This is a genomic window from Paenibacillus sp. E194, from assembly GCF_000935845.1.
In the GTDB taxonomy this organism is placed as follows: Bacteria; Bacillota; Bacilli; order Paenibacillales; family Paenibacillaceae; genus Paenibacillus_B; species Paenibacillus_B alvei_B.
The window spans coordinates 1-12,280 of record NZ_JMDX01000182.1; the positions used below are offsets into that span (position 1 = coordinate 1).

Sequence of the window (12,280 nt, forward strand, 5' to 3'; positions counted from 1 at the left end):
GAGCTACTGGCGGATAGCCGGAAGCGCAGTACTGAATCGCTCTGTAACAAACGAAAGGCTCGCACAGGCAGGATATTATGACTTCCCTGCTCAGTACGAGCGCCTTCGTCAATTGCACTTAAGCGGTTGAACCGCCGTATACCGAACGGTACGTACGGTGGTGTGAGAGGTCGGCTACTCAACTAATGTGTAGCCTCCTACTCGATTATTTTCCAGTTAAAATTCTGGGGTGATTAGTGGTATCCTATTACAGGGTATGTCTACATTAGATGTAGTCGAATAGCGAGGTGTGCAATCATGGATATTATCGGATGGATGGCAGAGCAGAAGATTCAAGAGGCAATGAATGAAGGTGGATTCGATGAGCTGCCAGGCAAGGGGATGCCTCTGGTGCTCAAAGACTTGTCGCATGTTCCTGAGGAATTGAGACCAGCTTATTTGATGATGCAGAATGCTGGCCTGTTGCCGGAAGAGCTGCATGTAGGACGCGAAGTCGTTCGCTTGGAACAGCTTCTTGCTGCCTGCACTCCAGAAGATGAACAGAAGATTGGTGACACACGCAGGCAGCTGAATGAACGGAAGCTGCGGCTGCAAATGATGATGGAGGAGCGGGGATGGGCTGTTGTACCTGCGTTCGCCCAGTATGAATCGCAGATTGTGAATAAGGTTTCGCGTGTTACGGAGTCTCAGGGTGAGGAATAGAGTACAGGCTGGACAGCATAACATCTGACGCATGTGAACCCGCTAACCAAGAAACGATAGATATAACCATATATATATCATCAGCGAGATGCTGATATGTTCATCGCAATGTTGGTTGAAGGAAGGAAAGGTGTACATTACGTATGACGACCTATTGGCAGCAACTTAGAAGAGAGCTCCCTCATTGGGTAGAGGAGAGCCGGACAATATCACAGGATGGAGAGGTCGCTTCATATATACCGGGGCTTGCAAATGCCCCGAAGGATGGGCTGTGCATATCCTTGTTCGGTATTCAAGGTGAACAGGTGCATGCAGGCGATTGCAAGTTCAAGTTTACAATGCAAAGCATATCCAAAGTCTTCTCGCTGCTCTTGGCCTTGCTCGATAGCGGCGAGGCAGTTGTATTTAATAAGGTAGGAATGGAGCCTACTGGTGATGATTTCAACTCGATCTTGAAGCTTGAGCTCGTTGACCCCGGGAAGCCGTTCAATCCCTTTATCAATGCAGGCGCGATCGCTATCGCCTCGTTAATTGAGGGGGGAACGCCTAAGGAAAAATCAATGCGCATGCTTGAATTCATTCGAGAATTGGCGGATGACCCTACCATCACGTGGAATGAGGAAGTTTACCAATCCGAGAAGGATACGGCACATCGGAATCGTTCATTGGCTTATTTCTTGAAGGATAATGGTGTACTTGAAGCGGATGTAGAGGATACGCTGGAGGTGTATTTCCGCCAATGCGCAATTGAGGTAAATACCGATCACCTTGCGCGTATGGCTCTTGTATTGGCAAATGGCGGTTGCAATCCACAGACGGGACGCTGCTACATTCCGAAGCATTATGTGCAGATTGCGAATTCGTTTATGGTGACGTGCGGCATGTACAATGCCTCGGGAGAATTCGCGATTCACGTGGGCATCCCGGCCAAGAGCGGTGTGTCTGGCGGTATTCTTGCAGTCATTCCTGGCAAGATGGGAATCGGTGTCGTTGGGCCTTCCCTGAATAAGAAAGGTAATAGCGTCGCAGGGGTACATCTGCTGGGCGCTTTGTCCGAACGATACGATTGGAGCATTTTTTAGCACGCCGCTAAGCCGCAATGAAGAACACGAAATGTGCTCCTCTTACATAGGCTGACATAGTACCTTCTTCGTACGGACTACTTAGAAACGAGGGATGTGTAAGATGTCGTCTAATGAACCGGGGATTACGTGTCGGGTAGGATCATTGCAATTCATCATACGAGTGCCTTCTGTCCGACCGGTATCGGGTAAGCGGGATCGCATTCCAGAAACCTATCCGCCTATGGATTCGAGCATATTTGTAACCTCAGCAGCCAGTACCTATTCCCTAGCGGAGCAGGCGGTACGTGTGCTTGATCGACTGAGGAGCTCGCATTCTCTGGCGACTGCCGTTATGGATGCAGCGCAGCGGGGCAACAAGACTGAGGTGATACGGCTTATACGCGAGATCGGGGTACAGTCGAGGTTGGATGTAAAATTTACGCCAGATGGTATCCAAATCATTTTCAATACGGATCCTGCGGCGGGACGATGCTGCGAGCTGGAAGTGAAGATGCGCTGGAATCCGAGCTAATCCTAAGCAACAAAGAAAAGCGCCACATCCATGGGATGGGCGCTTTTGTATTTCATTGTGCTCAAAAAATAAGGATCATATCTTATTGATTCGCTGGGAATGATTCATGGAACACCGTACGCTCCAATGGCAAGCGGCTTGTTGCATGCGCAGGTGCAGCTGCTTTGCCAAGTGTAATAAGCATCACCGGCACATAGCGGGACGGGATGTTGAATTCCGTAACGAACTGCTCTTTGCTAAAGCCACCCATTGAGCATGTGTCCCAGCCTTTTGCTTTGGCAGCAAGCATCAATTGCATGGCAGCAAGTGAGCTGTTGAGGATCGCTGCTTCGGTGCCAACCTGCTCGGAAGATGCATAGGCGCGGTTAATGTTGCCTACCAGTGTATCATGCACTTGCTGTGAGATGTTGCCTGCTTGCAGCTGCTCGCCATACAATTCTGACGCCATCAAGTTCGCTTGTGTGTCGCCAAGCACGGCAATTACAGCCGAGCAGTCAACAACCTGCTGCTGATTGTAGGCGATGGGCAGAAGCTTCTGCTTTGTATCTTCCTGTTGGAAGACGAGGAAGCGCCAATGCTGCAAGTTCCAAGCAGATGGTGCGGATCCGGCAAGCTCCAAGATCTCGTTCAATTCGGAAGAGGCAATTGGTGTATGTGGAACATATTTACGTACAGAGTGGCGCGACAGCATAGTTTCGCTAGCATTCATTGATGTAGTCATCGTATTTGGTCATCCTTTCAAGGCATATACGCATATAGGGTATAATATTCTATTTCTAGCTTTTGCTAACAAATATATAGTAGCATAATTATCTTTATTGAAGCAACGATTCAACAATCAAGATGTTGAATGAGGAGACCGCTTATCTCACTTATAGCGTGCACATTTGTTATCTTGTTATGAGTATATTTTTCAGAAAAAGGTTGGTTTGATACGAAGGGGCGTAAATTACATAGGTTGCGGAACGAAAAATGATAGATATGATAATGAGTAAGGACTGAGCAAGGCAATATTGTTTGTTGTTTCGATGGATTATGAAGAAGACATGAATAAGGCGTGTACATAAGAGCAATTGAAAGGTGTGAAAGGAGTCGGGGATGGAGCATCATCAGATTGAAGTTGGTCTAGCGGGCTGGGGGGATCAGGATGCGTTGTATGGGCCGGGGACAAGAGCTGCTGAGAAGTTAAGTGAATATGCACGGCATTTTTCCATCGTGGAATTGGACAGCTCTTTCTATGCTATTCCTTCTCCTGAGCGAATGCTGGGTTGGTGCGAACAGACACCTGAGAACTTCGGATTTATCGTTAAGGCGTATCAGGGGATGACAGGGCATTCTCGCGGTAAGCATCCTTATACGAGTACGAAGGAGATGTTTCACGTGTTCCGTCAATCCGTCGAGGCGCTTCAAGAAGCGGGCAAGCTTAGAACAGTGCTGTTTCAGTATCCTCCCTGGTTCCATTGCGACCGCAGAAATGTAGACATCTTACGGCGTACTCGGGAATGGATGGAGGGCTTGCCCGTTGCTCTTGAATTCAGACATCAGAGCTGGTTTGTGGAACCAGTGCGTGAGCGGACGCTTGCATTTATGCGCGAGGAAGGCTGGATTCATAGTATTTGCGATGAACCACAGGCAGGTGAAGGAAGTGTGCCCACTGTGCTTGTACCGACAAAGGCGGAGGCTACCATGATTCGGATGCACGGCCGCAATGATTCTGGCTGGAATGCAAGCGGTCAGCCGAATTGGCGAGATGTTCGTTATTTGTACCGTTATGATGAGCAAGAGCTTACAGAGTGGAAGGGGCATATCCGATCCCTCTTGATGAACACGAATCGTTGCTGGATGATCTTCAACAATAATTCGGGAGGCGATGCAGCGCACAATGGGAAGCAGTTCAAGCGCATGCTGGGACTGGATGATCCGCCGCTGCCGGCTGAGCAGCTGACATTATTCGATTAAGAAGATAGGAACAGTTATTTTCAGAAATTGTTACTTCCTTTCAGTAAAAAAATGAGGTATACTTACCGCTACAATCATAAAGCAGCGTCTTCTCGTATAGGTGCAGGAATTGGCCTGCATGTTTCTACCCAATCACCGGAATGATTGGACTACGGGGAACCAGCGTGCCGCACATTATGTCGTGGATTTGGGTGAATACGTCCGTATTCCGTAATACTGCGGCGCGGCCGTTTCTTTCAGTGATTCTGCTGGGAAACGAGGTTCACAGTCGATAGCTTGCATGTTCGTTAGGCTGACGATTTCGAATCGTACAAGCACTAACCAGCATTCAGGTATCGTACAACCCGATTCCAATCACCTTCCTGCAGCGGAGGGGATTGGAATCGGGTTGTTGTCGTATTAGAGAAGAGAGACGTTCAACTGCACACGTCGAAAGGGGAACTGGACATGAAACAGCTTCAGGATAAGATTACTCAAGAGGGATTAGTGCTCGGCAACAATGTATTGAAGGTGGACTCGTTCCTTAATCATCAGATGGATCCAGCGCTTATGCAAGCAGTTGGTCAAGAATTCGTGCGTCGTTATGCAGGTGAACGTATTACGAAGGTACTTACTATTGAATCTTCCGGGATCGCCCCAGGTTTGATGACAGCACTGGAGTTAAATGTACCGCTCATCTTCGCTCGCAAGCAGAAGTCATTGACACTGCGCGAAGACATTATTGTGGAGAAGGTATATTCCTTCACGAAGCAAGAGACGAATGAGGTGACGGTGTCGAAGCGCTTCTTGTCCGCTGATGATCGTGTACTGATCATAGATGATTTCCTTGCAAATGGTGAAGCGGCTTCTGGCCTGGCTCGCATTGTGGAACAGGTAGGAGCTAGTGTAGCTGGTTTTGGCATCGTTATTGAGAAGTCGTTCCAACCGGGACGCCAAATGCTGCTCGATGCAGGATACCGTGTTGAATCCTTAGCTCGTATTGCTTCTCTGTCAAATGAGGGTGTAACATTCGTGAATGAAGCTGCGGAAACGACATCGGAAGCGGTGCAGCAATGAGCCGCTTCGATAACCGTATCTTTGTGAAAAATCGGCATCCGCTGCAAACCTTCTCGCTTGGCTTGCAGCATGTGCTCGCTATGTATGCCGGAGCGGTTATCGTTCCGCTCATCGTGGGCGGCAATTTAGGATTCAATCAAGAGCAAATTACGTACTTGGTTGCCATTGATTTATTTATGTGTGGGATCGCCACGCTGCTGCAAGTGTTTGCGAATCGGTGGTTCGGCATCGGAATGCCTGTCGTGTTAGGCTGTGCATTCCAAGCCGTTACGCCCATGATCGCAATCGGGAAGGATTTTGGCATTTCGTATATTTACGGAGCCATCATTGCGATGGGTATATTCGTCATCTTGTTCGGGGGCTTATTCGGCAAGTTAATTCGTCTATTTCCGCCTGTCGTAACGGGCTCTGTTGTAACGATTATCGGTGTAACGCTAATTCCTGTTGCATTCACGGATTTAGGAGGAGGCCAAGGCAATCCGGACTTCGGCAGTCCAACGAACTTGCTGCTTGGCTTCGGTGTACTCATATTTATCGTTATTATGAACAAGCTGTCCGCCGGATTTATCCGTGCGGTATCGATCTTATTAGGGCTTGTCATCGGCACAACGATCGCAGCTCTCATGGGTCAGGTTGATTTCACTCCCGTAGCGGAGGCATCCTGGTTCCATGCAGTACAGCCTTTTTATTTCGGCGTTCCGAAATTTAATATGACGGCTATCCTGACTATGATTATTGTAGCAATGGTCGGCATTGCTGAATCCACAGGCGTGTTCATGGCTCTAGGCAAAATTATAGACCGGGACGTGGATTCGAAGGATCTGGCACGCGGCTATCGGGCAGAGGGTCTAGCCATAACGATTGGCGGTATCTTCAATGCATTCCCGTATACGACATATTCCCAAAATGTCGGGCTTATACAAATGAGCCGTGTGAAAACACGTGATGTGATCGTGGTCGCGGGTGGATTGCTGATGCTGCTTGGACTAGTACCGAAAATTGCCGCATTAACGACTTTAATTCCGAGTTCAGTGCTCGGCGGCGCCATGGTTGCCATGTTCGGTATGGTTGTGTCGAGCGGTCTGCGGATGCTCGGCTCTCAAGTTGATATGAATCGTCACGAGAACCTGCTCATTATTGCCTGCTCGGTAGGGATGGGACTTGGTGTAACGGTAGTGCCTCAATTGTTCGCGAGCCTGCCGTCAACAGTTCGAATCTTAACGGATAACGGAATCGTAGCAGGAACCTTTACCGCGCTGGTAATGAACCTGCTGTTCAACGGTACGAAGCAGCAATCTGATGGAACGCAGAGCGAGGAAGAAACCGAACATTCAGTAGCCTCTTAGGCTCTTAACAAGCTAGTCTGACAATAACCAATAGTGACGGCCCATTGGATGAATTCCAATGGGTTTTTTGCTATGCCGGAATTGGGTGCACAATGTATCTCGCACGAAATTGTCACATTTAAAGGATGGTGCATACTAGACAAAATTGTGAAACGGAATGGATAATTATGTTATTCATGTGATTGGGGGGATCGAAATGGGTTGGTTCCGAAAGGAAAGCAAGCAGTCAGCAGAGGTTAAGCCGATTAAATCGGAAATCGCAGAGGATGCACCGCAAACAATTGCAACTGAACGAATGATGAGCAATTGGTTGGATGATGTCTTTACTCAATATGAGAAGAAGGGTGGATTGGATGATTTGCCTGGCAAGGGCAAGCCGCTAGAGGTGCGAGGTGGAGACCCGTTGAACGGGGTGCTGCACAACGCGAATGTTGTTCCTTCCTGGCTTGCGCTTCAGCATGAGATTAGAGATGAACTGCAGCGTATTATGAAGCTGAGCAAGGATCAGCCCCAAACCAACGTAGCGGCCGCGATGTCCGATGTGAATCAGAAAATCGTGAAATATAATGCGAGCGTGCCATCTACATTATTCCAGAAATCCAAGGTTACATTGGATACGATAGAGGGCCAATTGGCGAAATGGACGTAACAATAGTCCAGAAGCTGACATAAGAAGCAGATGCCCGCACGATCGGTTAGCGCCGATTGTGCGGGCATCTTACTGTTCAAGGAGCGAGTGGATTCGTCTCCTGCATCTTCAATTCCAGGGCAGCCATGTTGAAACTTTTATGCGGAATAGGATTTATTCGGGAAGAAGAGCGCTAATGTTCCTGGGCCTGAATGAGCGCCAACTGCGCAACCAATGGAACTAATCAGGAAGTTCGTCATCCCGAAGCGTTCAGTAATCATCGACTTCAACTGCTCCATCGCTTCTGCGTCATCACCATGGGCGATGCCGATGACCTGCTGCTTATCATCGAGATTCGCTCGCTCCTCCATCAGTTCGACAAGACGCTGAATGGATTTCTTTCTGCCTCTTACTTTATCGACTGGAATGAGTTTTCCATCCTCAACATGAAGCACGGGCTTAATATTGAGCAGTCCGCCAATGATGGCTGATGACTTGCTGACACGTCCGCCGCGATACAAATATTGCAGGTCATCGACCGTGAACACATGCTCCATTTGCCGGGCAAGGGATTGTGTGCGTGTGATAATCTCTTCCCTAGGCAATCCCTCACGCGCCCAGAGCGCAGCCTGTCTAACAACAAGGCCAAACCCGAGTGAAGCGCATTTGGAATCGATAATACTGCAAGTGAAGGACGGGAAGTCATCTTGTACCATATCATGCATAATGCGGGAAGAGGCATACGTTCCTGATAGTTCAGACGAGAACGCAATATAGATAGCTTCATCGTTCGCTTCGGCAATCGATTGGAAGGTTGTCTGCAATACCTCCATCGAGAGTTGAGAAGTCTTATATACATTGCCTTCGCGCATGCCATCGAGCATGGCTTTCGGCGTAATTGTTACTCCGTCCTCATATTGTTCATTGTCTATAGTAACGATTAGCGGCATGACAGTAATCCCCAACTCGTCAATGACAGATTGAGGGAGGTCAACAGCGCTGTCGGTAAGAATGCGAATTGCCATAATCATTCTCCTTTTCTTCTTTCATGTTCATACCGAAGTACTTATCTCCATCATACCATGAGTTGAAGCGAAAGCGGTGAAGGAATGTGTTTATCATGTATTGTGAGTTATTGGGATTTAATAGTAATGCTGAAGCTGAATCATACAGTCATATTTCCCCTCATTCATACATAAGGGTAGGAGAACGAATGAATTGACAGGAAATGAGGGGATAGAATGGCGAAGAACAAACGCGGTAAATCATTATGGAATCTGCCTTCACGTGGCCGAGGTACATGTCCGGTCTGCGCCAGCACTCGCATTAAGCTGCTGTATAATCGGACAAGAGGGAATGGCGTACAGATTAAGGTATGCAAGAAATGCTTTCAAGCGCCGCAGGAACGAATTGATGCTTCATAATGGCAAGTCCAGATCCGATCGTAAAATGCCATTGATTAAGAATAAATATTCTTCATTTAGCTTCGCTTCTTAGGGATCGCCGTTCTTATCGATGTGCCTACAATAGGTTGCCGCCCAGCGGGGGAGTGATTGACTGCCTGCGCGAGGGCGGCTTCTTCATGTAAGGCATGCCTTCACTTCCATGCTGTACTTCCTGTACAATAGACAGTAATGGAGCAAAGCGCGAGGAGGAGAAGATATGATATTAACTATCCAGGAACGGGATGAGATGTTATCGCAGCTCAATGACAACCAACGTGAGTTCCTGAATAACTATCTCGTTCGCTCTCGCCGTACGGCGTTCGCCAATGCGATGGCGAAGGAGAAGGGGCATCATGTTCCAGATCATGCGGCACCAGAGGACATCGAGGCGCTGTTAGATGATTGGATTTATACGGGGTATAAAGATGCGGGGACGATAAGTCCAGAGCTAAGATGCGAATGCGGCCGTTCTCTTCGATATCAGCATGAGGTGAAAAACCGGAAAACAGGCGAGATCAAAAAATTCGGCATTGAGCACTTGAAGGAGCACTTAGGGATTGATGCTGCAATCGTGGCGACGATTAAGAAGGGATTCGAGGCCATTGATTATGAGCTTGATGAGATTTTGTTGAAAATAGCCAACGATTGGCGACCTGCTCCAGATGCCTATTCTGTGGCAGATTTGCCTGAACATCTACAACAGCAATTGTCGCTTGGACTGCCCTTGTTGGACAAGCAGATCAATATGCTGCGACGCAAGCCTGTGGTGAGAAATGCTTCACCTTCGCCGAAGACAAGCGAGCCTAGCGCAGCTCCTGATCCTGCACCTGCTCCGATTCTAGAGGAGTTCGACTTATGGTCGTGGACGGAGCCCGAGCCTGCTGCTGTGGTTCAAGAAGTTAGTAATGCTGGGAATGGGCTTACTGCTGCTGAACAGGCGGCCGTGAAGCAATATGTGGAGACTGGTGTTGGAAGTGCGAGAGTGATCAGTGAATTGTTAATACGTGATCATGGAACGCCAGATCGCCGGTATATAACAGGCAAGCCCCAAATCTATCCGGTTGTGTGCCAATTTATTGAGCAATCTTATCTAGATATTGTGGTCGAATTGAATGGAACCGAGGATCGCAAGTATACAATGCGGTAATCGAAGCTGGACGGATGGTAGCGGAATGAGACTTGTATTCGATGTGAATCACAACTGGTCATGACGTTATGTACTCGGATGGCATAGTAAGGAATATATTTTTTCTAAAATGATGCATGTGATAGGTTGATTTTTCCTAATTGTTCTGGATATAATGTGTAAAATGAAAATCGACGCAACAACGATGAACGGGAGAGTACTCTGCACAATCCGTGCTGCAGCGAATCGGGATGGTGGAAGCCGATACGGAATGAAGAGGAAGCGGACCCGGGAGTTGGCTCTGTGAACTGCCTCATATGGGACGTAGGGGAGCCCGGCGACAGCCGTTATTTATCGAGTGGACTCTTTTCGGAGCAACAAGCTTCCGGGTAGGGTCAAGTAGAGTGGTACCACGGGGATTCAAGCCTCCGTCTCTTAGTAGACGGGGGCTTTTTAACGTGTTGCGAATCGTAACCAACAACAGGAGGAGAACGAACTTATGCTAAAAGAAATTGCCGCGCAAGTACTAGAACCTATTTTGAACATGAACAGGGCAGACATCGAACGTGCCTTGGAAGTACCTCCGCAGAGCGAGCTCGGCGACTTGGCGTTCCCTTGCTTTACACTGGCGAAGCAGTGGAGACGTTCTCCGCAGCAAATTGCGGTGGAACTTGCTGAACGCATTAATCAAGAGAGCAATAACATTCGGATGCGAGCGGAAGCCTCTGGCGGATATGTGAATGTATGTTTTGATCAGGATTACTATGGCGAGGCTTGTCTTACCCGCATGCAGGAGCCGTTATTCGGCAGACTGTCGATCGGAGAGGGGCAGCGTGTCGTTATTGATATGTCGTCCCCGAATATTGCGAAGCCGTTCAGTGTCGGTCATCTGCGTTCTACGATGATTGGAAATGCGCTCGCTCACCTGTACGAAGCAGCAGGATACGAGGTGTTGAAGGTGAATCACCTTGGGGATTGGGGTACCCAATTCGGCAAGCTGATTACGGCTTATAAGCTGTGGGGGGATGATGACACGCTGCGCCAAGATCCAATTCGTGAGAGCTTGAAGCTGTATGTAAGATTCCACGAGGAGGCGGCTCAGCAGCCGGGACTGGAAGACGAGGCGCGCGAATGGTTCCGCAAGCTTGAGGCGGGCGATGCAGAGACTGTACGGCTGTGGACGTATTTCGTTAACGCAAGTATGGTTGAATTCAATCGCATGTACGAACGACTCGGCGTTCACTTCGATCACTTTCTTGGCGAGAGCTTCTACAATGACAAGATGGATGCGGTCGTCGCTCATTTGCAGCAGCTTCAATTGCTCGAAGAAAGTGATGGGGCTATGGTCGTTCGTTTGGATGATGAGGGCATGCCGCCATGCTTGATATTGAAATCAAACGGAACAACGATTTACCCGACACGTGATTTGGCAACGGCGATCTATCGTAAGGAAGTCATGAAGGCTGACAAGCTGATATATGTAGTTGGCGCGGAGCAGCAGCTGCACTTTCAGCAGGTATTCGCCGTGCTTGGCAAGATGGGATATGAGTGGGCACAGGAATGTACTCATGTCCCATTCGGCTTGATGACATTTGAAGGGAAGAAGATGTCTACGCGCAAGGGCAAGGTTATCTTCCTTGATGAGGTATTGAATGAGGCAGAGAATCGCGCGCTGCAAATTATCGAAGACAAGAATCCATCTCTGCAAGAGAAAGGCAAGGTGGCATCGAAGGTTGGGATTGGTGCGATCATCTTCGGTGACCTGAAGAGCAGTCGTATGTTGTCTGTTGACTTCAACTTGGAGGATGCGCTGCGCTATGAGGGCGAAACCGGCCCTTATGTACAGTTCACACTCGTCAGAGCGAAGAGCTTGCTCGTCAAAGGGGGATGGACGTCATACTCTGATTGTCCAGCGGATTCCGCGACGCTTGGCAAGGATGCAGCCGAGAGCGCAGGTGAACAATCGAGCATGAAATCAACTGCGGCAGGAGGAGTAAGTCAAGAAGCATGGGTCTGCTTGAAGTCTCTCAGCAAGTATGAGCGAGCTCTTCAGATGGCGGTGGCCAGCAATGAGCCGTCCATCTTCGCTCGGTATTTGCTTGATGCAGCCAAGCAGTTCAACCGTTATTACCATCAGGAGCAGATTCTCGTAGAGAATGAGATCGAGCGTCGCCACAAATTGCGTATCGTCGCAGCCGTGGCACAAGTGCTTGAAGCGGGGCTGAACCTGCTTGGCGTTGAAGCGCCGGAACATATGTAGGGCGTTGTATCGATGTGAGTTGTGAAAAAGAGAATCGCATCATCTGCTTCACTTCATTGATTATGCGTATGTAAGGTATTGATTTCGTAGGGTTGGTGGGTTGGTTAGTACTCGTAAGCTGAACCTGTTTATCTGTAGACGACAGAAGAGCCGAGGGAATAT

At 48.7% G+C, this 12,280-nt stretch carries 13 protein-coding genes, 1 riboswitch and 1 other annotated feature; of the genes, 10 read left to right on the top strand and 3 right to left on the bottom strand.

Annotated elements, in window-relative coordinates; all coding sequences use genetic code 11:
- On the bottom strand, positions 1-182 hold a 182-nt coding region (locus AZ66_RS32920), incomplete at its 3' end, for a hypothetical protein (protein WP_231586979.1).
- Between the two features lie 115 nt (positions 183-297).
- Between AZ66_RS32920 and AZ66_RS20960 the strand changes: the two genes are divergently transcribed.
- The 3 genes from AZ66_RS20960 (at position 298) to AZ66_RS20970 (ending at position 2,298) form a co-directional block, all read left to right on the top strand.
- Positions 298-702, top strand: coding sequence for a DnaJ family domain-containing protein (locus AZ66_RS20960; protein WP_044356608.1), 405 nt, complete (start codon positions 298-300; stop codon positions 700-702).
- A gap of 143 nt (positions 703-845) precedes the next feature.
- Positions 846-1,784, top strand: a complete 939-nt coding sequence (glsA, locus tag AZ66_RS20965) for a glutaminase A (RefSeq protein ID WP_044356609.1) — start codon at positions 846-848, stop codon at positions 1,782-1,784.
- A gap of 103 nt (positions 1,785-1,887) precedes the next feature.
- Complete coding sequence (locus AZ66_RS20970; protein ID WP_052648721.1) at positions 1,888-2,298, top strand: hypothetical protein; 411 nt, start codon at positions 1,888-1,890, stop codon at positions 2,296-2,298.
- Positions 2,299-2,380: 82 nt separating this feature from the next.
- Here AZ66_RS20970 and AZ66_RS20975 read toward each other — a convergent pair whose 3' ends face one another.
- On the bottom strand, positions 2,381-3,019 hold the full coding sequence (locus AZ66_RS20975; protein ID WP_021256446.1) for a nitroreductase family protein: 639 nt from the start codon (positions 3,017-3,019) through the stop codon (positions 2,381-2,383).
- Between the two features lie 377 nt (positions 3,020-3,396).
- Between AZ66_RS20975 and AZ66_RS20980 the strand changes: the two genes are divergently transcribed.
- The 4 genes from AZ66_RS20980 to AZ66_RS20995 all read left to right on the top strand — a co-directional run bounded on the left by AZ66_RS20980 (position 3,397) and on the right by AZ66_RS20995 (position 7,308).
- Positions 3,397-4,257, top strand: coding sequence for a DUF72 domain-containing protein (locus AZ66_RS20980; RefSeq protein WP_044356610.1), 861 nt, complete (start codon positions 3,397-3,399; stop codon positions 4,255-4,257).
- Positions 4,258-4,329: 72 nt separating this feature from the next.
- Positions 4,330-4,429: riboswitch (purine riboswitch) on the top strand.
- 275 nt (positions 4,430-4,704) lie between these two features.
- Entirely contained in the window at positions 4,705-5,313 is a 609-nt protein-coding gene (locus AZ66_RS20985) for a xanthine phosphoribosyltransferase (RefSeq protein WP_044356611.1), read from the top strand.
- A complete protein-coding gene (locus tag AZ66_RS20990; protein ID WP_021262169.1) occupies positions 5,310-6,659 on the top strand; it encodes a nucleobase:cation symporter-2 family protein in 1,350 nt (449 codons plus the stop codon). The genes AZ66_RS20985 and AZ66_RS20990 overlap by 4 nt, the downstream gene beginning before the upstream one ends.
- 196 nt (positions 6,660-6,855) lie before the next feature.
- Positions 6,856-7,308, top strand: a complete 453-nt coding sequence (locus AZ66_RS20995) for a J-domain-containing protein (RefSeq protein WP_197081748.1) — start codon at positions 6,856-6,858, stop codon at positions 7,306-7,308.
- A 137-nt stretch (positions 7,309-7,445) separates the two neighbouring features.
- Here AZ66_RS20995 and AZ66_RS21000 read toward each other — a convergent pair whose 3' ends face one another.
- The gene (locus tag AZ66_RS21000) at positions 7,446-8,312 is read right to left on the bottom strand and encodes a DegV family protein (protein ID WP_021262171.1); all 867 of its coding nucleotides are present in this window, start codon (positions 8,310-8,312) and stop codon (positions 7,446-7,448) included.
- 216 nt (positions 8,313-8,528) lie between these two features.
- Here AZ66_RS21000 and AZ66_RS21005 point away from each other — a divergent pair, with 216 nt between their 5' ends.
- The 3 genes from AZ66_RS21005 (at position 8,529) to argS (ending at position 12,118) form a co-directional block, all read left to right on the top strand.
- The gene (locus tag AZ66_RS21005) at positions 8,529-8,711 is read left to right on the top strand and encodes a hypothetical protein (protein ID WP_021256440.1); all 183 of its coding nucleotides are present in this window, start codon (positions 8,529-8,531) and stop codon (positions 8,709-8,711) included.
- Positions 8,712-8,949: 238 nt separating this feature from the next.
- Positions 8,950-9,879: a DUF3895 domain-containing protein gene (locus AZ66_RS21010; protein ID WP_044356612.1), complete on the top strand. Its 930-nt coding sequence runs from the start codon at positions 8,950-8,952 to the stop codon at positions 9,877-9,879.
- 175 nt (positions 9,880-10,054) lie between these two features.
- Positions 10,055-10,297: a binding site (T-box leader), on the top strand.
- Positions 10,298-10,357: 60 nt separating this feature from the next.
- On the top strand, positions 10,358-12,118 hold the full coding sequence (gene argS / locus AZ66_RS21015; RefSeq protein ID WP_044356613.1) for an arginine--tRNA ligase: 1,761 nt from the start codon (positions 10,358-10,360) through the stop codon (positions 12,116-12,118).
- Positions 12,119-12,280 lie beyond the last annotated feature (162 nt).